Below are 20,738 nucleotides of genomic sequence, written 5' to 3' on the forward strand. Positions count from 1 at the left end.
GTCACTTTACTGATCCGCGCGCAAGGTTTTTCGCGCTTCGGTTGAATTTGACGCCGATTTTTGCGTGAGCTTAGGCTTTGACGCATGCCCGAAGAGCTGCTCGACGTCACCGACCACGAGATCCTCGGCCTGCTGCGCGAGGACGCCCGCCGCACGCTGTCCGACATCGCCGGCCGCGTCACGCTCTCCACGGCGGCGGTCAAGCGGCGCATCGACCGGCTGCGGGAGAGCGGGGTGATCACCGGCTTCACGGTCCAGGTCGACCACGCGAAACTGGGCTGGGGGATCGAGGCGTTCACCGAGCTGCGGTTCGTGGGCAACACGAAGGTGGCCGAGATCCTCCGGACGACCACGCGGATGCCGGAGGCCCAGGCGGTGTTCACGATCGCGGGCGACCCGGACGCGCTGGTGTGGCTGCGGGTCCGGGACATGGCCCACCTGCAGAAGACGATCGACGAGATCCGCCGGCACCACCAGGTGACGGGGACGAAGACGTTGATCGCGCTGGAATCCTGGTCGCGTTAGCCGTGACGCCGCCGCTGTTGGCGAATTTGGGTTCGTGCCGGCCGCAGCGGCCAATACGCCGACCGCAGCGGCCAACTCAGTGGCCGGAACGGCCAACACGCCGGGGAGCTGGGCGAGTTGGCCGCTGCGGGGGGCGAGTTGGCCGTTCCGGGGGGTGAGTTGGCCGCCGAATCGGCCTCGGCGCACCCGCCCGAATTCGCCGACAGCGTCGTCTGACGCAACCAAGGCCGCCTTGGGGCGCTTGAGGCGGGCCGCTGTCGACGAACCTCAGCCGTGCGACACTGATTAGCCGCGCAGCAGGACTCCCGACGTTCGCTCCCGCTCGAAGAACGTCTCCGGCCACTCGATCGAATCCGGCGGTGCATCTATCGCCGTGGCCCGGCGGCGGAGCTCGGCCAGGTAGTCCGCGTCCAGGACGGCCCGGGCCGACAACGGCTCGCGCAGCAAGAGATCCGCCGGGCCTTCGTACAGGTACGCATCCACCCCCGGATAGCCCCGCGTGCCCGGCGGGTAGTCCCGGTTGACCGGGAAGTACGTCGTCTCCAACGATCCCAGCCACGAACCCTTCAGCGGCACCAAAGCCGACCACGAACCCAGCCGCTGCTCGAGGCGCGCGTTGTCCGTCGTGAACCCGCGGTGGTCCGCGATCACGTACGCCGCCCCCGGGTACTCGCGTTCCAGTTGGGCCACCGCGCCGCTGCCTCCGTCGTGGGTCAAGTGACCCAAGCCGAACAACATCAACGCCTTCCGGTTCTTCTGCAGCACCTGTGTCTTCACCACCGACACGATCGAGGCGTCCCGGTCCAGGAACGGCTCCAGGTCCGCCGGCGACCGGACGTGGCTCCAGTCGATCGGCGGATCCGTTGCCAGCACCCGGATCTTCCGCGACGCGGGCAACGTCGTGTTGACCTGCCGGACCAAGGCGAACAGCTGCTCGTAAAACGTCGAGAAGCCGCAGCTCGGCTGCGTCGTGTCCCGCCACACGTGGCTGATCTCCGGGACCGCCGACCCGGCGATGTACGCGTCCAGCACCGGCTGGAGACGCGCGTTGCCGCACTCCACCGCTATGTCGTCGACCCGGCCCGGAAATCTCGGGTCGCGGATCAGGTCGAACACGAACGTTCCCACGTCCGGGCTGGACTTCGCCACGATCGCGTGGCTCTCGAACGCCGCCAGCACGGCAGCCGCCGGGTCGGGGCGCGGCTGGGCCGCGTCCGCCGGTGAGACGAGCAGCATGGCGGCCGCGAGTACGGCCAGGAAGAGTCGCACCTGAGCTCCTCGAGTAGTTCCCCCACTGTCCTACGACTATAAGACAACTCGGTCAGCATTCAGGGCCGCCGGAGCCGTGTCAAGGGTGGGTCAGTGGCGGAATGCCTCCGCCAGCCACCATGATCCGCCGTCGTCGGCGATCTTGGCGTCGATCACCAACGGGGCCGGACGCGGTCCCGCCAGCCACTCGCGCACCGCCGGCAGATCCGCGGACGAGCGCACCGTGACGCCCGTGCAGCCGAAGCCGCGGGCGATGGCCGCCAGGTCGGAGTCGGGGAAGCGGACCGTGGTCATGTCCGCGTCGCCGAAGTGGTGGATCTCCGCTCCGTACGCCGCGTCGTTGTAGACGATCACCACCAAGGGCAGGCCCAGGCGGACCGCGGTGTCCAGTTCGGACAGTGCCATGTGGAAGCCGCCGTCGCCGGTGCCCAGGACCGGCAGGCGGTCCGGGCGGGCCAGGGCCGCTCCGATCGCCGTACCGAGGCCGAGGCCGATGCTCTGGAACGCCTGGGTGAAGCAGAACCCCTGCTCGTCGGGCACCGACAGGTATGCGCTCGGGTAGCCCATGAAATTGCCCGAGTCGATCGAGACGATCCGCTCGGACGGCAGCAGCTCGTCCAGGAGCCTGCTCAGCGTGCGCGGGTCGATCCGGCCGTCGCCGGACAGGTCCTCGTGCTCGACGTCGTTCCAGCGTCCCGCCGCGATCCGGGCCGCCACCTCGTCGGTGCGGTAACCCGCGCGTTCCGGCGCCAAGGGGAGCACATCGACGGCGGTGCAGGCGACGTCGCCGACGACGCCCAGGTCGATCGGGCGGTGTGCACCGAGCGCTGCCTGCTCCACGTCGACCTGGACCAGCTTCGCGTGTGGGCTGAGCAGCTTGCCGTGGCGGGTCGTCCACATGTTCAGCGCGCAACCCCAGCCGACGACCAGGTCGGCGCCCACGATCAGCTCGGCCGCCGCCGGGGACGCGAAGCCGCCCGAGATGCCCAGTGCGAACGGATCGTCGTGGAACAGACCGTGCGCCACGGCGGACGTCGCCAGCAGCGCGCCGCACCGTGAAGCCAACTCTCGCAACGGCTCTCGGCTCGAGCGGGCGCCGCGGCCGGCGATGAACACCGGCCGCTCGGCGGCCGCCAGGAGATCCGCCAACGCGGCCACCGAAGCGTCGTCCGGTCGCACGGGAGCGGGGCCGGAGATGTCGGGCAAAGCAGGCGAGGAGGGCGCCGATGCGGCCTGGACGTCGAGCGGCAGGTTCAGCACCACCGTCCGGCGCTGCTGGCGTGCCGTGCGGAACGCCCGCACCGTGTCGGCCACCGCGCTCCCGGGCGAGTGCACGCGCTCCGGCACCGCGCCGACCGCCGCGGCCAGGCCGTCCTGGTCGATGCGGAAGTTCGACAGGACCGAGGCGGCCGCGGAGTCGGCCGTGAGCACCAGCATCGGCGTGCGGCTCTTGGCCGCCTCGGTGATCCCGGTGACCGCGTTGGTCAGGCCGCAGCCCTGGTGCAGCGACAGCACCGACACCTTGCCGCTCATCCGGGCGTACGCGTCGGCCATGCTCGCCGCGCCGCCCTCGTGGCGGGCGGCGACGAACCGGACGCCGCCCGCCCGCAGCGCGTTGGTCACCTCGAAGTTGCCGCTGCCCACCACGCCGAACGCCGTGCCGACGCCGAGGCCGGCCAACGTCCGGCCGACCAGTTCGGCGACGTTCACCGCTCGGCCAGGGCCAGCACGCGGGCGGGGCTGCCCGAGCCGCCGACGATCGGCAGCGGGGAGACCAGCAGCAGCACGCCGGTCGGCGGCAGCGCCGCGAGGTTCTGCAACTGCGTCAGGCCGTGCTTCCCGGCGCCCAGCAGCAGCTCGTGGCAGGGGAACATCGGCTCGAGCCCGGGGGCCTGTCCCGCGTCGGTGCCGACCGTTTCCACGCCGAGCCCGGTGATCGGCGTTTCCTCGGCGAGCCAGCGCGCGCACCCGGGTGCGACGCCGGGGGTGTGCGAGCCGGCTTCGTCGGCGTTGAGGAACTCCTCCTGGTCGCCGCTGCGGGTGTCCCAGCCGGTGCGGTAGAGCAGCCAGCCGCCGTCGGGCAGCGGCCCGTGCTCGGCCGTCCAGGCGCGGACGTCGTCGATCGAGAGCAGGAAGTCCGGGTCCTCGGCCACCCGGGCGGAGAAGTCGAGCACGACCGCCGGCGCCACCAGTGTCTTCAGTGGTACCTGCGAGACGTCGTGACCGTCCTTTCCGGACACCCAGTGCACCGGGACGTCCAGGTGGGTGCCGGTGTGCTCGCCGGTGTGGATGTCGTTCCAGTACCACCGCGGGCCGCGCTCGTCGTAGCGGCTGATCTCCTCCAGCCGGAACGGGATCGTGTTGGCGAACGGCTCCGGCAGCCGCAGGATCGGCGTGCTCGAGCTCAGGGGAGCGGTCAGGTCGACGATCTCGATCGCCCCGCCCGCGATCGCCTTGCTCAGCCCGTCCAACAACGACATGCCTGCCTCCCGGTGCCGGTGTGCGTCCGTCGATCGAGACCCTAGTGCCTTGACAGTCGTACACCGGCAGGTGTTGTCTTAATGTCGTAAGACAATAGGAGGGTGGGCAGGGTGATCGAGTTCGTCCTCGACGGCCGTTCCCGGGTTGCCACGTACATGCAGCTCGTCGTCCAGGTGAAGCAGGCGCTGCGCGTCGGCCTGCTGCGGCCCGGCGACCAGCTGCCGAAGGTGCGTGACGTGGCCGAGGCGCTGGCGATCAACCCGAACACCGTGCTCAAGGCCTACCGCGAGCTCGTGCTGGAGGGGCTGGCCGAAGGCAAGCCGGGGGTCGGCACGTTCGTCACCGGCAGCCTGGCCGGGCCTTCGCTGGGCCACCAGGCGCAGTTGCGCGACGAGCTGGTGGCCTGGCTGGAGCGCGCCGAAACCGCGGGGCTGTCGCCCGACGACATCGCCGCCCTCATCGAGACCACGATCCGCGGCACCCGGGTGCCGCACGACCTGTCGTAGGGAGTCCGGAATGGAACTGGCGGTGGAAGCCGAGGCGCTGGGCAAGCGCTACGGCCGCACCTGGGCGTTGCGCGACTGCGCGCTGGAGGTGCCTGCCGGGCGGATCGCCGCGCTGGTCGGCCCGAACGGCGCGGGCAAGACGACGCTGCTGCACCTGGCCGTCGGCCTGCTGAAACCCGACGCGGGCGAGGTGCGCGTCTTCGGGCGTGCGCCGCGATCCGCGCTCGAAGACATCGGGTTCGTCGCGCAGGACACTCCGCTCTACCGCGACTTCACCGCGGCGGAGCTCGTCATCATGGGCGGCAAGCTCAACCGCCGCCGCTGGGACGCCGCGCTGGCCCGCGACCGGCTGGCCATGCTCGGCATCCCACCGGACAAGCCGGTGGGCAAGCTGTCCGGCGGGCAACGCGCCCAGGTCGCCCTGGCCTTGGCGCTGGCCAAACGGCCGCGGCTGCTGCTGCTCGACGAACCCATCGCCAGCCTCGACCCGCTCGCGCGCCGCGAGTTCATGCAGACGCTGATGGGTGCCGTGGCCGACAGCGAGACGACCGTCCTGCTGTCCTCGCACCTGCTCGCCGACCTCGAACGCAGCTGCGATCACCTGATCGTCCTGCAGCGCTCCCAGGTCCGGCTGGCGGGCCCGGTCGACGACCTGCTCACCGGCTTCTGCACGCTGACCGGCCCGCGGGCCGGCAGTGAGTCCATCGCCGGCGTGGCGGAGGTGGTCCGCGCGAGCCACACCGAACGCCAGTCGACGCTGCTGGTCCGCCGCGGCGACGGCCCGATCGATCCACTGTGGACGGAGCACGAAGTGACCCTGGAAGACGTGGTGCTGGCGCACCTCGCCGAGGCGGAGACCCGCGTCCCCGCGTCCGCGTGGGAGGTGCCGGCGTGATCTGGCTGATCTGGCGGCAGCACCGCAAGCAGGCGCTGTTCACCCTCGCCGCCCTGGCCGCGCTCGCGGCGATCATGGTGCCCACGGGCCTGACGATGCACGCGAAGTACGACAGCCTCGGCCTCGGCGCGTGCCGGTCCACGTTCGGCAGCGCGTCGTTGATGACGCAGACCGAGGCGACTTCGCGCTGCGAAAGCCTCAGCCACCAGTTCCAGCAGGATTTCGGCGGCATGATGCTGATCGCCGTGCTGTTCGTGGTGCTGCCGGTGCTGGTCGGCGTGTTCTTCGGCGCGCCGCTGGTCGCGCGGGAGGTCGAGCAGGGCACCCACCGTCTGGTGTGGACGCAGGGAGTCAGCCGCCTGCACTGGGCGCTGGCCAAGTTCGGCCTGGTCGGGGCGATCACCGCCGTGCTCGCGGTCGGGTACGCGCTGGGGGTGTCCTGGTGGTTCGAGCCGCTGGTCGGCGCGAGCGCCGGCCGGCTGACCTACCTGTCGTTCGACGTGCAGGGGATCGTCCCGGTCGCGTACACGCTGTTCGCGCTCGCGCTGGGCGTCTTCGCCGGGACGTACTGGCGGAAAGTCCTGCCCGCCATGGGAATCGCCCTGGTCGGGTTCGCGGTGGTCCGTGTCGCGATCGAGGTCTTCGCCCGGCCGCGGTATCTGCCCGCGCAGAACCTCACGTTCGCCCCGGGCGGAAGCCAGACGCCGAATCCGGCGTCGGGCGACTGGGTGATGGACCTCGGTGTCCGCAACGCGGCCGGGGAGCTGGTGCTGCCGAACGCCCAGATCGGCCCGTGCCCGCCCGGCGGCTGCCTCGACACCGAGGCCGGCCCCGGCGCGACCAACTGGCTGCGGTACCAGCCGGGGGACCGGTTCTGGCTGTTCCAGGGCATCGAGACCGGGATCTTCGTGCTCCTGGCGGCGGCGCTGGTTTTCTTCGCCCTCCGCCGGTTGCGCACGATCGCCTGACACCACTCACCGAACGTCGTCGCGGGTTCGTGAGTTCCCCACGGCCACGCGGAGTTCGGCGGCCGATCGGGTGATCTGCGGGGGTAAGCGGGCTAACCCGCCCCGGAGTGTCGGTGCCGGGTCGTAAGGTCGCACCCGGTGAGGGAGCACAACGGTTCTGCCGAGGGGCGCGCGGGGGATCCGGAACCGTGGCGAGTGTGCTTGGTGCACTCGTCGGGCCGGGCACTGGGCGCCGGGATGCTGCTGGGCGAATCCACGGTGCTCACCTGCGCGCACGTCGTGCAGGCCGCGGGGGAGGAAGCGCTTTCGGGGGCGCACGTGCTGGTGCGGTTCGTCGGGCTGGCCGGAATGCCCGAGACGCTCGCCGCCGTGCGGCCCGGCTGCTGGGTGCCGCCGTCGGAGGACGGCCGGGGTGACATCGCGCTGCTCGACCTCGTCGAAGCGTTCCCCCACGTGCCCGGCGCTCCCTTGGTGCGGCTCGGTGCCGTCCGCGACCGGGTGGTCCACACCTACGGCTTCCCGGCTCCGCACCGCTACGGCGTCTGGGTGAACAACGCCGAACTGGCCGGTCCGGCCGGCGCCGCCGGGGAGTGGATCCAGCTCAACTCGCCGCTGCCCGGCGAGCGCGTGCGGCGCGGGTTCAGCGGCGCCGGCGTGATCGACAAGGCGACCGGCGCGGTGCTCGGCATGGTGGTCACCGAGTACACCGACGAACGCGCGGGGCTCGCCTACCTGATCCCGGTCGAGGTGATCGTCCGGCACGTGCCGGACGTCGCCCGGTGGGTGGGCGAGCCGCCGCGGCCGTCGGCCGGCCCGCTGATCGTGGTGATCGGGGACCGCGACTCCGCCGTCCGGGAGGGCTTCCTGGCGCAGGTGCGGCGCGAACGCCGGGGATCCCCGGTCTCCGGCGAGCGGCTCGCCGCGATCGTGGACGCGACCGGCAAGACCGCCGGCGAGGTGGCCGAGCACGTCAGCGCCGGCATCAGCACCGGCGAGGTCCTCACCGTGCTGGCGACCAACCCGGAGGACGTCGCGGTGGCGGTGACCGGCGTCGAAGACGCCCGCGCGCCGGAGGAAGTGCTCACCGACGTGGTGCGGCCGCTGGTGGACAAGGGCGCGACCGTGCTGGTCCAGTTCAGCGGGCCAGACTCGCCCGGCGTGCGCCTGGCCCGGCGCTGGGAGCACGAGCGGAACGCGCGCCGGCTGGACCGGCTGGCGTTGCTGGTCGACATGGTGGAGCACGAGGAGGACCGCACGCGGGAACGGGCCGCCCGGCTCGGTTCGCGCGTGGCGGTGCCCGGCAGTTCCGCCGACCTGCGCCTGCGGCTGGCCGCACTGCGCTCGGCGGGCGAGCGGATCGAACCGGGCCGCGTGCGGCGGGCCCTGGCGGCGACCGAGCGGGACGCGGAAGCGGCCCGGTGGGCGCTGGTGCGGTTGTACGCCGAGCTCGACGCGCTGGCCGCGCGGCACGACGAACTGCACGGACGGCTGCGCGGCTACAACGCGAAAGCGACCGATGCGGGCCTGATGGAGGACGAAGAACTGGCCGAGCTGTACCGCCCGGCCATGACGGCGCTGACCACGAGGCCGGACGAGCCGGAAGCCGCCGCCGGGCTGGTCGAGCGGTATGTGCAGGCGGTCCGCCGCCGGCTGGAGGGCGCATGACGGCGGAAACGGCGTGGTGCCACGGCCGTCCGGTCGGGCCGATCGGGTTCTGCGAGGTGTGCGGCCACCGCCGGGTGCCCGCCGAGCCACCGGCGGCGTCGGCCACGGAGAGCACCCGGCGCAGTGGTGAACTCGGGCGCAGCGGTGAACTCTGGAGCGGCGAGGCGGACTTCCAGTCGCTGCCTGCGATCGAGGTGCCGGACCCGGAGAAGCTCGTCCTCGCCAACCCGGACTACCCCGAGCAGCACCGGTTCTGCGGCCACTGCGGGTACCCCGTCGGCCGCGCCTTCGCCGGCGAACCGGCGTTCGCCAAGGGGTTCTGCGAAAACTGCGGCGAGCCCTTTTCCTTCCTGCCGAAGCTGAACCGCGGCGAGCGGGTCGGCGACCGCTACGACGTCCTCGGCTGCTTCGCCCGGGGCGGGCTCGGCTGGGTGTACCTGGCCGCCGACACCGCGCTCGCCGGCCAGCACGTCGCGCTCAAGGGCGTGATCAACAGCGGCAGCGCCGTGCTGCGTGCGATGGCGCGGGTCGAGCGCGACGTGCTGGTCCGGCTCGACCACCCGAACATCGTCCGGATCAGCGACTTCGTCGAGCACGTGCCGCCGGGCGGCGGTGAACCGGACACCTACCTGGTGATGGAGTACGTCGGCGGCCGGTCGCTGCGGGACCTGCTGAAGCAGGGGCCGCCGCCGCGCGTCGAGCACGTGATCGTCTACGGCCGGGCGATCCTCGGCGCCCTGGACTATCTCCACGGCGAAGGCCTGCTCTACTGCGACATGAAGCCGGAGAACGTGATCCACGGCGACAAACGGGTCAAGGTCATCGACCTCGGCGCGGCCCGCTCACTCGACGAACCGGCCGGGCCGAGCGTCGGCACCGAAGGGTTCCAGGCGCCGGCGCACGAGCTCGCCCGGCACGGCCTGACCGTGCGGTCGGACCTGCACACCGTGGGCCGGACGCTGCAGGTGCTGCTCGAAGCCGCGGCCGAAGACATCGACCCGGACCGGGTCGCCGGTGGACTGGACTCGCTCCACCGCGTGCTCGAACGCGCCGTCGCGCCGTTCGAACGGCGGTTCGCCACGGCGTCGGAAATGGCCGAGCAGCTCGACGGCGTGCGCCGGGAAATCCTTTCGCTGCGCGACGAACGGCCACGGCCGGCGCCGTCGGCGCTGTTCGAGGACACCGCGGAACTGCTCGACGACGGCCTCGGCGCGGTACCCGGCCTCGACCACTGGGCCAACACCCCCGCCAAGGGGGCACTTTCACGTGAAAGTGACCTGGAGGGGGGATCTCCGGATGGCCGGCTGGAGCTTGGTCTGCCGGGTGCCGCCGACGGCGCCGGCCGGCTGCCGATCCCACGGGTCGCCCCCGAGGACGCCGCGGCCGAGTTCATCGCCGTCGCGGGTGCGCCCGGGCCGGACCGCTGGCTGGGCAAGCTGGCGATGTTCGGCGCGCCGTCGGTCGAGATCGAGTTCGCCAGGACGCGGGCACAGGTCGCGCTGGGGGACGCGCGCGCCGCGGCCGCGGCCTTGGCGAAGGCCGAAGAACAGCTCGGGACCGAGGCCGCCCGTGACTGGCGGGCGGCGTGGCACCACGGGCTCCTGGCACTGGCCCGCGACGACACCGAGCAGGCGACGGCCGCGTTCGACCGGGTGCACCGCAGCTGGCCCGGCGAGATCGCCCCGAAGCTGGCGCTCGGGTTCTGCGCCGAACTGCGCGGGCAGACCGAGCAGGCCGAGCGCTGCTACCGCTCGGTGTGGTACCGCGACCACGGCCAGGTCAGCGCCGCCTTCGGCCTGGCCCGCTGCCACCTGCGCACGCACGGCCGCGACACCGCGGTCGCCCTGCTCGACGCCGTGCCGCCGATCTCGCGCCACTACGACGCCGCGCGGATCGCCGCCGTGCGGATCCGGGCCGGGCGCCTGCCGTCCGGGCCACCGAGCCGGGACGACTTCGCCGACGCCGCCCGGCGGCTGCCCGAGCTGTACCTCGACCAGGAAGCCCGGGACCGGCTGGAGGCCTTGGTCCGCGAAGCCGCGCTGACCGGGCTCGACGGCGGTGAAGGCTGGGACGGCGGCGCGCTCCTCGGCGAGCGCGTCTCCGAACGCGGCCTGCGGTCACTGCTGGAACAGTCCCTGCGCCGGCTCGCCGAGCGGGCGCGCGACCGGAACGAACACGGCGTGCTGGTCGACCTCGCGAACTCCGTCCGGCCGAAGACGAGAAGGTGATCGCATGCCCGAGCGGGACCGCCCGTCGTTCACCCTCCAGCTGAGCCAGAACAAGTACCTGGCGCCCTCGGACGACCGGATGGACGTCGTGCTCACCGTGCGGGTGGGCGACGCCGGTGTCCCCGCCGCCGGGCCGCCGCCGACCGCCGAGCTGCTGCTGGTCGACTGCTCCAGCTCGATGGACTGGCCGCCGACGAAGATCGAGGCCGCGCGGCACGCCTGCCGGGCGGCCATCGGCTCGCTGCGCGACGGCGTGCTGTTCGGGGTGGTCGAATGCACCAGCCGCGCCCGGCTCGTCTACCCGGCCGAGCCGCCCCTGGCGGTGGCCGGCGAGCGGACCCGGCACGAGGCGAAGGCCGCGGCGTCCGGCCTGATCGCCGGGGGTGGCACGGCGATGAGCACGTGGCTTGATCTGGCCCGTGACCTGTTCGGGAAGACCCCGGCCGCCATCCGGCACGCGGTGTTGCTCACCGACGGCAAGAACGAGTCCGACCACCGGGGGGCGCTGGACGCCGCCCTCGACCGGTGCCGGGGCCGGTTCGCTTGTGACGCCCGGGGCATCGGCGACGACTGGGAACCGCGGGACCTGCAGCGCATCGCGTCGGTCCTGCGCGGCAGCGCGGACGCCGTCCTCGAGGAGGCCGAGCTCGCCGGCGACTTCCGGCGCCTGGTCGAGCGGGCGATGGGCCGGACCGTGCCGGACGTCCGGTTGCGGATGACCACGATGCCCTACAGCCGGCTGCGGTTCGTCAAGCAGGTCTTCCCGACCGAAGTCGACCTCACCGCGCAGTGCCACAAGGTAGGCCAGGTGCTCGAGCTGCCCACCGGGGCCTGGGGCGACGAACTGCGCGAGTACCACCTCTGCCTCGACGTCGAGACGGCGGAGCTGAGCCGGTACGAGGACCGGTTGCTGGGCGCCGTCACGCTGTTCGCCGACGAGCCGGTCGCGGAGCAGCAGGCCGTCGTCGGCTACCTGACCGACGATCTGGCGCTTTCCAGCGTGCCGGACGACGACGTCGCCCGCGTCACCGGGCAGGCCGAGCTGGGCCGCGCGGTCCGGGCCGGCTGGGACGCCTTCGAGCGCGACGACCGGGTGGTGGCGGCCCGTGAATGGGGCACCGCGGTCCGGCTGGCGACCGAGCTGGGCAACGCGGAGATCCTCAAGCGCCTGGGCCGGTTGATCGACGTGCGCGACGACGGCACCGTCACGATCAAGGACGCCGTGCGCCCGCGCGACGGCTTCTCCGCGGTGCTCGGGTCGACCATCTCGGCCTACCCCGGCGCGGCGGAACCCGCGGCCGCGGTCACCCCGCCCGAACCCGGCGGCGTCCCGCGCGAGTGCGTCCACTGTGGACATAAAGCACCCCCGACGGCGAACTGGTGCGGGCACTGTAGTGAACCGTTCGAACCGGGAGCCGCCTCGTGACGGCGACCAGCACCACCCGGCAGACCCTGTGGTGGCTGCGGCTCGGGCTCGTGGCGGGAAGCGTGCTGCTGCTGGGCACGGCGCTGGCGACCTTCCTCGGCGTGCGGTCCAGCATCGCCGAGGTGCGGGAACGGACCGCTCCCGCGGTGCTCGAGGTGTCGCTGGCCAAGGACGCGATCGTGGCCGCGCACCGCGCCGCGGTGGCCGCGTTCGAGACCCGGCAAGCGCGCCTGACCGGCCCCAGCGAGCAGTACGAGGACGAAATCGCCCGGGCAAGCCAGCAGCTCGCCCAGGTCGCCGAGCACAATGCGGCGGGCGAGGCAGGTAGCCAGACACTGCGGTTGATCGAAGGGCTGCTGCCGTCGTACAACGGCTTCATCGGGCGGGCCGATGCCCACTTCCGGCAGGACGCGGGCGGCCCGCTCGCCGCGAGCGACCTGCAGTCCGCGTCGGACCTGCTGACCGCGCCGGAGAACGGGATCCTCGCCCAGCTCGACGCGCTCGAGGCCGCTCAGCGCGCCGCCCTCGACCAGCAGCTCGGGGCGAACTGGCTGGGTCCCGCGATCACGGCCCTGTGGGCGGTTCCGCTGGTGCTGCTGCTCGCCACGCTCGTCTGGGCCCAGCGGTTCCTCGCCCGGCGGTTCCGGCGCACGGTGAACACCGCGCTGCTGGCCGCCACGGTGGCGTGCGTGCTGCTGGGCGCGGGAACGGCGCTGCTGCTCGGCATCCAAGCCGACGCCCGGGACGGCGGTGCCGCGCTGGAGCACACCGTCGACGCGCGGTCCGCGGCCACCGCGGCCGCCGCCGGCCGGGCCCGGTGGACCCTCGCCCACGTGCTGACCGCCCAGTGCGGGATCGAGGGAGCGGCCGCGTGCGGCCACACGGTGACCGCGTTCTCCGCCGGGACACCCGTCCCGCCCGCCGTCGCGGACGCACCTCCGGGTGCCGTGGACGAATCGGCGTTGCTGGGCCCGGGATTCACCGAACCGGGCTGGAACGGTGTGCTCGGGTACGGGATCCCGGTGCTGGGCGCGGGGATCGGCGTCCTCGCGGCCGGTGGCCTGCAGCCCCGTCTCGACGAATACCGGTTCCGCGGGAGGAAAGAGCCGTGATGAAGCGCGGTGCCGGTGCGGCGCTGGCCCTCGTGCTCCTGATCTCCGGGTGCTCCGCCGGGACCGGCGCGGAGCCGGTGACCGTGCTGGGGTCGTGGACCGGCGCCGAGCAGACGGCGTTCCTGCGGGTCCTCGACGGGTTCACCCGGGAGACCGGGATTCCCACGCGCTACCAGGGCACCCGTGCGCAGAACCAGGTGCTGCGCGGGGACCTGCAGCAGGGCACCCCGCCCGACGTGGCGGTGCTGTCCAACCCGGCCGAGCTGGCGGGCTACGCGCGTGCCGGGCAGCTGAAACCCCTCGACGGCGTCCTCGACGCGGACGCGACCACCGCGTACAGCCTGCCTTGGCGGAAACTGCAGCAGCTCGGCGGGAACACGACGTACACGGTCGTGGTGAAGGCGGATCTGAAGAGCATCGTCTGGTACGCCCCGGACCGGTTCCGGGAAGACCCGCCGGCCACCTGGGACGCGCTCGTGGCGACCTCCCGGCGGCTTTCCGCCGCCGGGCAGCAGCCGTGGTGCCTCGGCATGGGGGCGCCGCCGAACTCCGGGTTCCCGGGCACCGACTGGCTCGAGGACATCCTGCTGCACCAGGCCCCGGACGAATACCGCACGTGGGCGGCCGGTGAGCTGGCCTGGACCGACGAGGTCGTGCGCACCGCGTGGCAGAGCTGGGGCACGCTGGTCCTCGCGCCGGGCGCGGTGCGGGGTGGCAGCACGGCGGCTCTGCTCACCTCGTTCGCCGACGCCGGCCGTGGCCTGTTCGCCGAGCCGCCCGGCTGCCTGCTGGAGCACCTCGGCTCGTTCGCGATCGGTGGCTACCAGGCGATCCCGCGGCCGGCCGGGCCGCCCGTGCCCGACCGGGACTTCCGGTTCTTCCCGTTCCCGGGCACCGGGAAGCCCGCGCGCTCCGAGGTCTCGGCCGACCTCGCCGGGATGTTCCACGACACCCCGGCCGCGCGCCGGCTCATGGTCTACCTGGCCGGGGAGCGGGGGCAGCGGATCTGGCCGTCCGGCGGGACGACGTTCTCGGTGCACCAGCGTCTTGCCGGCCCGGACGTCTACCGCAGCGAGGTGACCCAGCGGATCGCGACGACCCTGGCCAACGGCACCGACCTGTGCTTCGACGCGTCGGACCTGATGCCTTCGGCGATGACCAGCGCGTTCTACCAGGCGGTGCTGGAGTACCTGGCCCACCCGGACCGGCTGGACACCCTGCTCGGGGAGCTGGAACAGGTGCGCCGGGGCATCGGCCGGGAGCAATGGCTCGACCTGCCGTGCTGAATCCGTGCGAGAGAAGGAGATCCGGTGCAGGAGTTCGTGCGTTTCCCGCTGGCCGACGGCGGTTCGGTGGTCGTCGAGGTCGAAGGGGAACCGGGCCTGGAACAGGCGTCGGTGCCTTCGGGGGTGCTCCGCAAGGCGACCACGACCTTCGAGCACGCCCTGAGCGAGGTCCGTGCGGCCGCCTCCGCCGCGCTGGCCCAGTTCCGCGACCTCGGCCCGGACGAGGTCGAGCTCAAGTTCGGCGTCAAGCTCGACGCCCAGGCCGGGGCCGTGATCGCGCGCACCGGGCTGCAGGGCCAGTTCGAGGTCAAGCTGAAGTGGGTGCGCGACGGGGTCGTGCCGACGGAGGAGGCGCCGGCCGAGGAACCGGACCGGTGAGGCGTTACGGCTTGTAGCCGACGATCCCGGCGACGCACCGGGCCGAGCCGCTGAGCGGCGTGAGCCGGGGGCCGTCCGGCCACCACTCGTCGCAGACCGCCATGCCCGGGCCGGACGTCGCGTTCGGCTGGACGATCTCGAGGCCGGCCATCATGGCTTCGATCTCCGCGCGGGTGCGGAAGCGCCCGGCGCCGAGCGGCCCCTGGACGAGGATCTGCTCGATCCGCTTGGCGATCGCGGTCAGCTCCGGCACCTCGGGATCGAAGAAGTGCGACAGCACCACGTACGAGCCGGACGGCAGCGCGTCGACGTACTCGCGCATGATCTCGAAGACGCCGTCGCCCTCGTAGTGGTGCATCGTGCCCACCTGCAGCAGCGCGACCGGCTCGGAGAAGTCGACGTGCGCCAGGACTTCTTCGTGGCCCAGGACTTCCTGCGGCTTGAAGATGTCCGCCTCGACCATGTGCGTGAAGTCGTTCTCGACGAGCAGCGCGCGGCCGTGGGCGAGGACCACCGGGTCGTTGTCGAGGTAGACGACCGTGTTGTCCTTGTCGATGCGCTGCACGATCTGGTGGGTGTTCTCGGCCGTCGGCAGCCCGGACCCGCAGTCGACGTACTGGTGGATCTTCGTCTGGTTGGCCAGCATCCGCAGTGCGCGGTTGTGGAACCCGCGGTTGCCGCGGGCGATGTCCACCGCTTCCGGGACCGCCGCGCGGATCTTCTCCATCACCGCGCGGTCGACTTCGTAGAAGTTGTGGCCGCCGAGGAACCCGTCGTAGATCCGCGCGATGCTCGGCCGGGCGGGGTCGACCCCCACCGGCGTCTGGCTCGGGGACAGTGCGGGCGACGTGTCGGACATGGCGACCTCGCAGGACTTCGGCGGGCGGCGTGGGGGCCACCCAGAGTAGTAGGCCGCGTTCCCGCGGTGAACGCGAGGTGGCCCGTTCGGCTACCCCAGCCGGCGCACTCGCTGGTCGGGGATGTCGGCGGCGCGCTGGACGCGTTCGCGGCGCAGCCGCTCGAGGTGCTGGTCGATCCGCCGGTCGAGGTCGCGCGCGGCCTCGGACAGGTCCGTCAGGTCGCGACGGGCCGCCGGGCGCCCGGCGGCTGCCCCCGTGTCCCTTTCGTCCCCTGCCCTGTCCACTGGCGGCACCTCCCGGATCGGCCTGGCTGCCTGCTCTTGGCGTTACTGCCCCATTCGGGGGCAGCCAAAACGCCCGTTCGCGTGAGCCGGGGCACGGACGGTCTCGCATGCCGCCGTCCGGTGGACCCGCCGGGAAACCCCTGGTGGCAATTTTGACCAAGTGGTAGAAATTGAGGAGCCGTAGCGGACGGCCGCCACGGAGAAGTGGAGAAGCCGGTGATGAGCGTGCCTTCCGTGCAGCTGTATTCGGTCCGCGACGCCTTCGCGGCCGATCCCGCCGGCACCCTGCGCCGGCTCGCCGCGATCGGCTTCACGCAGGTCGAGCCGTACGGCGTCCTCGAAAACGCCGAAGCACTGCGAGCCGGGCTGCCCGCCAACGGCCTGACCGCACCGACCGCGCACGCGCAGCTGCTCGGCGCCGACCAGCACGCCGTGTTCGCCGCGGCCACCGAACTGGGCATCGGCCTGGTGATCGACCCGTTCGTGCCGCCCGAGCGGTGGCAGGACGCGGGCGACATCGCGGCCACGGCGGCGGCGCTCAACGCCGCCGCGAAGCTCGCGGCCGAGCACGGCATCCGCGTCGGCTACCACAACCACTGGTGGGAACTGGAATCCCGGATCGACGGCCGCAGCGCCTTCGAGGTGTTCGCCGAGCAGCTCGACCCGGCGGTCGCCCTCGAGGTCGACGCGTACTGGGCCACCGCGGGCGGCGAAGACGCGGCCGCCCTGCTGCGGCGGCTCGGCGACCGGGTGCGGGCCATCCACGTCAAGGACGGCGGGCTCGCCACCGACGCCACCGGCCAGGTCCCGGCCGGCCAGGGCCAGGTGCCGCTCGCCGAGATCCTGGCCGCCGCGCCGGATGCGCTGCGTGTGGTCGAGTTCGACGCTTTCGACGGCGACCTCTTCGAGGCCATCGCCGCCAGCCACGCCTTCCTGACCGGCGCGGGCCGGTGACCGGCGGGCCGGTCGGTGTCGGGATCATCGGCACCGGCGTCATCAGCGGCAGCTACCTCGAGAACCTCACCGCCTTCCCGGACGTCCGCGTGGTGCGCGTCGCCGACCTCGACACGGCTCGCGCCGCCGCGCGGGCGGCCGAGTACGGCGTCCCGCACGCGGGCACCGTGGCCGAGCTGCTGGACGACCCGGACGTCGAGCTGGTCGTCAACCTGACCGTCCCGGCCGCGCACGCCGACGTCGGGCTCGCCGCGCTCGAGGCGGGCAAGCACGTGTGGACGGAGAAGCCACTGGCGCTGGACCGCCAGACCGGCCGCAAGCTCCTCGATCGCGCCCGGGAGAAGAACCTGCGCGTGGCGAGCGCGCCCGACACCGTGCTCGGCGCCGCGTTGCAGACCGCGCGGCAGGCCGTGGATTCGGGCCGGATCGGGCGTCCGCTGACCGCGCTGGCGCTGTTCCAGGTGCCGGGCCCGGAACGCTGGCACCCGGCGCCGGAGTTCTACTTCCAGCCCGGCGGCGGGCCGTTGCTCGACATGGGCCCGTACTACCTGACGGCGCTGGTGCACCTGCTCGGTCCGATCCGGCGCGTCACCGGGGCCGGCGGGCGGGCGCGCGACACCCGGGTGGTCGGCTCCGGGCCGCGGGCGGGCACGGAGTTCCCCGTGTCGGTGGCGACCACCGTCACCGCGCTCGTCGAGTTCGAACGCGCGTCGGCCCAGCTGGTCCTGAGCTTCGACTCGGCGCTCAAGCGGCCCGCGCTGGCCGAGCTGACCGGCACGCTCGGCACCGCCGTGCTGCCGGACCCCAACCGGTTCGACGAGCCGACCCGGCTGCACCTGCTCGACCGGGACGAGCCGGAAGAGCTGGCGCCACAAGGACATGCGGCTTCGCGCGGCACCGGCGCGCTGGAACTGGCGCGGGCGATCCGGGCCGGCACGCCGGAACGCGCGTCCGGCGAGCTGGCCTACCACGTGCTCGACGCGATGCTGGCCATCGACGAATCCATGACGCGCGGGCAGACCGTGGAGGTGGCGAGCACCGTCGACGTCCCGCCGCTGCTGCCGGCGGGATGGGACCCGTATGCGAAAACCCTTTAGAGCGGGACGGAGAGCAGGTTCTGCAGGTAGAAGCGCAGCGAGCCGACCAGGTCGACGTCGCCGGGCACGGTCAGCCACTGCACCTGCAGGCCGTCCATCAGTGCGATGAACGTCAGCGCGGCCAACGCGGGCTCGACGCCGTCCCGCAGCTCACCGCGGGCGGCGAGGGCTTCGAACGACTCGTGGACGCCGTCGCGCGCGGCCCGGTAGTGGCGGACGAAGTACTCGTGCGCCGGGTGGTCCGGGGCGACCGCTTCGGCAGCGAGCCGCGAGTAGAGGTCGACGATTCCCGGGTGGCGGACATTGTGCTCGGCGAGCGCGACGAAGTGGCGCAGGACCTCGAGGCCGGGTGGCACGGTGAGCTGCTCGCGCTCGGAGTCCTCGGCGTCGCGGCGTTCGAGGACGGCGGCGAGCAGGGCTTCCTTGGTGGGGAAGTAATAGAGGAGGCCGGCGTGCGAAATCCCGACGCGCTTGGCGATCTCGCGCAACGACGAGCCGTGGTAACCGAGTTCGCCGTACGCCGCGGCCGCCGCCGTGATGATGTCTTCGCGGCGGATCCGGCCCTTCAGGTAGCCCCCGGTCACGGGGTCGCGGTGGTCTCGGCGGCGTGCACGCCGCCCATCATGCCCCAGTGCCGGTTTGCGCAAGAGTGGTGGTTCGCACATGCCGCGTGAGCGAACGAACAAACCGGTTGTGCGAGCGCGCCCGGATTGCGAACATCACGGCGTGAAGAGCGCAGAGCGGCAGCAGGTGATCGTGGAGCGGTTGCGCGATGTCGCCCAGGTGGGTGTCGCCGAGCTGGCCGAAGCGACCGGGGCGTCGGAGATGACCGTCCGCCGCGACCTCGACCACCTGGCGTCCCGGGGCGTGCTGCGCCGGGTGCACGGCGGCGCGGTCGCGGCCAAGCCGTCCGGGGTCGAGCCGCCGTTCGCGGCGCGCGCGACGGCCGGGATCGCGGCGAAGCGGGCCATCGCCGCCGCGGCGGCCGAGCTGATCCGCGACGGCGAGACCGTCGTCCTCGACAGCGGCACGACGGCGCTGGAGCTGGCGCGGCTGCTGCGCGGGCGCCCGATCACCGTGATGCCGCTGTCCCTGCACGCGGCCCGGGAACTGGCCGAGGTCCCCGGCGTCCGGCTGCTGCTGCCCGGTGGTGAAGCGCGGCCGGGGGAGCAGGCCCTGATCGGCCCGCTGACGCGCGCGTCGCTGCGGGCCCTGCGGTTCGACGTCGCCGTGCTGAGCCCCTGCGCGTTCGACCTCGGCTCGGGACTCACCGCCTTCGACCTGGACGACGCCGAGGTCAAGCGGGCCGCCCTCGACGTCTCGGCGCGGGCGATCGTGCTCGCCGACGGCGCCAAGTGGGGCCGGTCCGCGTTCGCCTGCGTCTGTCCCGCCGACCGCGCCGACGTCGTGATCACCGACCCCGGCGCACCCGAAGACCTGCGGGCCGCGCTGACCGAGCGCGGCGTGCTGGTGCACGTTGCCGTCCCCCTGGAGAGCCGATGACCGTCCCGCCCCGCCCGCGCGCCGCCCGGTTCGCGACCTTCATGTTCTTCGGCCTCAACGGGTTCGCGATGGGCATGTGGGTGGTGCACATCCCGAACGTCGAGCGCGCGACCGGCATCTCGCACAGCACGCTGGGCGCGCTGCTGCTGGTGCTCGGCGGCGCCGCGTTCGCCGGCATGCAGGTGGCCGGCCCGCTCGTCGACCGGCTCGGGCACCGGCGGCTGGTGCCGGCCGGCGGGATCCTGGTCGGCCTCGGCGTGTGCGGGCCCGGGTTCGCGAACTCGTGGTGGGCATTGGGCCTGTCGCTGATCTTCTTCGGTTTCGGCAACGGTGCGATCGACGTCGGGATGAACTCCCACGCGGTGGTCGTGGAACGGGCCTACCCGCGCCCGATCATGGCGGCGTTCCACGCGGTGTGGTCGATCGGCGGCGCGATCGCCGCGGTCATCGGCGCGGCGACGCTCAAAGCGGGCGTGCCCACCGGGGTGACGCTGACCGGCGCGGGCCTGCTGTGCGTGCTGCTTTCCGTGCTGTCGGCGCGATTCCTGATGGAACCTGCTGATGTGCCTGCCGTCGTCGCCTCTTCCGACGCGTCCGAGCCGGTCGTCACGCGCAGGCCCCCGGGCCGCACGGTCTGGCTGCTCGGCCTGCTGGCGCTGGCGCTGATGCTGTCGGAGGGCGTCGCGAACGACTGGGCCGCGCTGCACATGGAGAAGGTGCTCGGCACTTCGGCGTCGACGGCGGCGCTGGCGTACGGCGCGTTCGCGGTGGCGATGACGACCGGCCGGTTCCTGACCGACCGCGTCGCGGCCTGGGCCGGCCCGGCGGCGATCGTCCGGTACGGCGCGATCCTGGCGGCGGTGGGCCTGACCACGGCCGCGGCGGCGCCGTGGGTACCGCTGTCGCTGGTCGGCTGGGCGCTGTTCGGCCTGGGTCTGTCGGGCGGTGTCCCGCAGCTGTTCACGGCGGCGGGCAACCTGGACACGCGGGCGTCGGGCGCGTTGATGGCCCGGGTGGTCGGCCTCGGGTACGTCGGGCTGCTGGCGGGCCCGGCCGTCATCGGCGGGCTGACGCGCTGGATGCCGTTGAACGTGACCTTCGCGGTGCCGGTGGTGCTGTGCGTGCTCGCGGCGGTGTTCGCCGGGGTGCTGAGCCCGAAGCCGGAACCGGTCGCGCAGCCCGTCCGGTGCTAGTACTGCAGGGACACTTGTTTGCGTGACCTGGGGGAACAAGGTCACCGTTTGCCGTGGCTGGTGGTCGTGAGTGGTAATTCGGGTTCTAACCCGAATTACCACTCACGA

20 protein-coding genes are annotated in these 20,738 nt (G+C 72.7%); 14 read left to right on the forward strand and 6 right to left on the reverse strand.

The genetic code is table 11. From position 1 onward, the window contains the following. Positions 1–84: 84 nt before the first annotated feature. Positions 85–525 (forward strand): Lrp/AsnC family transcriptional regulator, encoded by a 441-nt coding sequence (locus ACLJQF_RS36850; RefSeq protein ID WP_410614898.1) that lies wholly within the window; start codon positions 85–87, stop codon positions 523–525. A 285-nt stretch (positions 526–810) separates the two neighbouring features. Here ACLJQF_RS36850 and ACLJQF_RS36855 read toward each other — a convergent pair whose 3' ends face one another. The 3 genes from ACLJQF_RS36855 to ACLJQF_RS36865 all read right to left on the reverse strand — a co-directional run bounded on the left by ACLJQF_RS36855 (position 811) and on the right by ACLJQF_RS36865 (position 4,274). Continuing rightward, complete coding sequence (locus ACLJQF_RS36855; RefSeq protein WP_410614899.1) at positions 811–1,794, reverse strand: hypothetical protein; 984 nt, start codon at positions 1,792–1,794, stop codon at positions 811–813. Positions 1,795–1,884: 90 nt separating this feature from the next. Next, positions 1,885–3,504 carry a thiamine pyrophosphate-binding protein gene (locus ACLJQF_RS36860; protein WP_410614900.1) on the reverse strand — a complete coding sequence of 540 codons (1,620 nt, stop codon included), beginning with the start codon at positions 3,502–3,504 and terminating at the stop codon, positions 1,885–1,887. Further along, the gene (locus ACLJQF_RS36865) at positions 3,501–4,274 is read right to left on the reverse strand and encodes a cyclase family protein (protein WP_410614901.1); all 774 of its coding nucleotides are present in this window, start codon (positions 4,272–4,274) and stop codon (positions 3,501–3,503) included. The genes ACLJQF_RS36860 and ACLJQF_RS36865 overlap by 4 nt, the downstream gene beginning before the upstream one ends. 111 nt (positions 4,275–4,385) lie before the next feature. Between ACLJQF_RS36865 and ACLJQF_RS36870 the strand changes: the two genes are divergently transcribed. The 9 genes from ACLJQF_RS36870 (at position 4,386) to ACLJQF_RS36910 (ending at position 14,739) form a co-directional block, all read left to right on the forward strand. After that, complete coding sequence (locus ACLJQF_RS36870) at positions 4,386–4,781, forward strand: GntR family transcriptional regulator (RefSeq protein ID WP_410614921.1); 396 nt, start codon at positions 4,386–4,388, stop codon at positions 4,779–4,781. 10 nt (positions 4,782–4,791) lie between these two features. Beyond that, the gene (locus ACLJQF_RS36875) at positions 4,792–5,676 is read left to right on the forward strand and encodes an ABC transporter ATP-binding protein (protein WP_410614902.1); all 885 of its coding nucleotides are present in this window, start codon (positions 4,792–4,794) and stop codon (positions 5,674–5,676) included. Then, complete coding sequence (locus ACLJQF_RS36880) at positions 5,673–6,644, forward strand: ABC transporter permease (RefSeq protein ID WP_410614903.1); 972 nt, start codon at positions 5,673–5,675, stop codon at positions 6,642–6,644. Before ACLJQF_RS36875 ends, ACLJQF_RS36880 begins: the two co-directional genes overlap by 4 nt. Before the next feature lie 138 nt (positions 6,645–6,782). Continuing rightward, positions 6,783–8,309 carry a trypsin-like peptidase domain-containing protein gene (locus ACLJQF_RS36885; protein ID WP_410614904.1) on the forward strand — a complete coding sequence of 509 codons (1,527 nt, stop codon included), beginning with the start codon at positions 6,783–6,785 and terminating at the stop codon, positions 8,307–8,309. Then, positions 8,306–10,537, forward strand: coding sequence for a tetratricopeptide repeat protein (locus ACLJQF_RS36890; RefSeq protein WP_410614905.1), 2,232 nt, complete (start codon positions 8,306–8,308; stop codon positions 10,535–10,537). Before ACLJQF_RS36885 ends, ACLJQF_RS36890 begins: the two co-directional genes overlap by 4 nt. A gap of 4 nt (positions 10,538–10,541) precedes the next feature. Beyond that, entirely contained in the window at positions 10,542–11,963 is a 1,422-nt protein-coding gene (locus ACLJQF_RS36895; protein ID WP_410614906.1) for a vWA domain-containing protein, read from the forward strand. Next, positions 11,960–13,075 (forward strand): hypothetical protein, encoded by a 1,116-nt coding sequence (locus tag ACLJQF_RS36900; RefSeq protein WP_410614907.1) that lies wholly within the window; start codon positions 11,960–11,962, stop codon positions 13,073–13,075. The genes ACLJQF_RS36895 and ACLJQF_RS36900 overlap by 4 nt, the downstream gene beginning before the upstream one ends. Continuing rightward, positions 13,075–14,361 carry an ABC transporter substrate-binding protein gene (locus tag ACLJQF_RS36905; protein ID WP_410614908.1) on the forward strand — a complete coding sequence of 429 codons (1,287 nt, stop codon included), beginning with the start codon at positions 13,075–13,077 and terminating at the stop codon, positions 14,359–14,361. The genes ACLJQF_RS36900 and ACLJQF_RS36905 overlap by 1 nt, the downstream gene beginning before the upstream one ends. 24 nt (positions 14,362–14,385) lie before the next feature. Continuing rightward, a complete protein-coding gene (locus ACLJQF_RS36910; RefSeq protein WP_410614909.1) occupies positions 14,386–14,739 on the forward strand; it encodes a CU044_2847 family protein in 354 nt (117 codons plus the stop codon). 4 nt (positions 14,740–14,743) lie between these two features. On the opposite strand, the gene ACLJQF_RS36915 is transcribed toward ACLJQF_RS36910, so the two are convergent. Both ACLJQF_RS36915 and ACLJQF_RS36920 read right to left on the reverse strand, forming a co-directional pair. Continuing rightward, positions 14,744–15,598, reverse strand: coding sequence for an SAM-dependent methyltransferase (locus ACLJQF_RS36915; protein ID WP_410614910.1), 855 nt, complete (start codon positions 15,596–15,598; stop codon positions 14,744–14,746). A gap of 90 nt (positions 15,599–15,688) precedes the next feature. Next, positions 15,689–15,883, reverse strand: coding sequence for a hypothetical protein (locus tag ACLJQF_RS36920; RefSeq protein ID WP_410614911.1), 195 nt, complete (start codon positions 15,881–15,883; stop codon positions 15,689–15,691). A 219-nt stretch (positions 15,884–16,102) separates the two neighbouring features. On the opposite strand from ACLJQF_RS36920, the gene ACLJQF_RS36925 reads away from it, so the two are divergent. Together ACLJQF_RS36925 and ACLJQF_RS36930 are read left to right on the forward strand one after the other, a co-directional pair. Then, a complete protein-coding gene (locus tag ACLJQF_RS36925; protein ID WP_410614912.1) occupies positions 16,103–16,837 on the forward strand; it encodes a sugar phosphate isomerase/epimerase family protein in 735 nt (244 codons plus the stop codon). Next, positions 16,834–17,934, forward strand: a complete 1,101-nt coding sequence (locus ACLJQF_RS36930; RefSeq protein WP_410614913.1) for a Gfo/Idh/MocA family protein — start codon at positions 16,834–16,836, stop codon at positions 17,932–17,934. The genes ACLJQF_RS36925 and ACLJQF_RS36930 overlap by 4 nt, the downstream gene beginning before the upstream one ends. Here ACLJQF_RS36930 and ACLJQF_RS36935 read toward each other — a convergent pair. Beyond that, complete coding sequence (locus ACLJQF_RS36935) at positions 17,931–18,518, reverse strand: TetR/AcrR family transcriptional regulator (RefSeq protein WP_410614914.1); 588 nt, start codon at positions 18,516–18,518, stop codon at positions 17,931–17,933. The two genes, ACLJQF_RS36930 and ACLJQF_RS36935, sit on opposite strands and share 4 nt — an antisense overlap. 142 nt (positions 18,519–18,660) lie before the next feature. On the opposite strand from ACLJQF_RS36935, the gene ACLJQF_RS36940 reads away from it, so the two are divergent. Continuing rightward, positions 18,661–19,437, forward strand: a complete 777-nt coding sequence (locus tag ACLJQF_RS36940; RefSeq protein WP_410614915.1) for a DeoR/GlpR family DNA-binding transcription regulator — start codon at positions 18,661–18,663, stop codon at positions 19,435–19,437. Next, positions 19,434–20,630, forward strand: coding sequence for an MFS transporter (locus ACLJQF_RS36945; RefSeq protein WP_410614916.1), 1,197 nt, complete (start codon positions 19,434–19,436; stop codon positions 20,628–20,630). The genes ACLJQF_RS36940 and ACLJQF_RS36945 overlap by 4 nt, the downstream gene beginning before the upstream one ends. Positions 20,631–20,738: the final 108 nt, after the last annotated feature.

Origin of the sequence: Amycolatopsis sp. lyj-109 (genome assembly GCF_046548995.1) — a bacterium.
Taxonomy (GTDB): domain Bacteria; phylum Actinomycetota; class Actinomycetes; order Mycobacteriales; family Pseudonocardiaceae; genus Amycolatopsis.

Excerpts from the sequence above, each read along its gene's own strand:
- ACLJQF_RS36850 (WP_410614898.1), top strand. The coding sequence starts at position 85 with ATGCCCGAAGAGCTGCTCGACGTCACCGACCACGAGATCCTCGGCCTG.
- ACLJQF_RS36865 (WP_410614901.1), bottom strand. The coding sequence starts at position 4,274 with ATGTCGTTGTTGGACGGGCTGAGCAAGGCGATCGCGGGCGGGGCGATC.
- ACLJQF_RS36875 (WP_410614902.1), top strand. The coding sequence starts at position 4,792 with ATGGAACTGGCGGTGGAAGCCGAGGCGCTGGGCAAGCGCTACGGCCGC.
- ACLJQF_RS36890 (WP_410614905.1), top strand. The coding sequence starts at position 8,306 with ATGACGGCGGAAACGGCGTGGTGCCACGGCCGTCCGGTCGGGCCGATC.
- ACLJQF_RS36895 (WP_410614906.1), top strand. The coding sequence starts at position 10,542 with ATGCCCGAGCGGGACCGCCCGTCGTTCACCCTCCAGCTGAGCCAGAAC.
- ACLJQF_RS36905 (WP_410614908.1), top strand. The coding sequence starts at position 13,075 with ATGAAGCGCGGTGCCGGTGCGGCGCTGGCCCTCGTGCTCCTGATCTCC.
- ACLJQF_RS36915 (WP_410614910.1), bottom strand. The coding sequence starts at position 15,598 with ATGTCCGACACGTCGCCCGCACTGTCCCCGAGCCAGACGCCGGTGGGG.
- ACLJQF_RS36925 (WP_410614912.1), top strand. The coding sequence starts at position 16,103 with ATGAGCGTGCCTTCCGTGCAGCTGTATTCGGTCCGCGACGCCTTCGCG.
- ACLJQF_RS36945 (WP_410614916.1), top strand. The coding sequence starts at position 19,434 with ATGACCGTCCCGCCCCGCCCGCGCGCCGCCCGGTTCGCGACCTTCATG.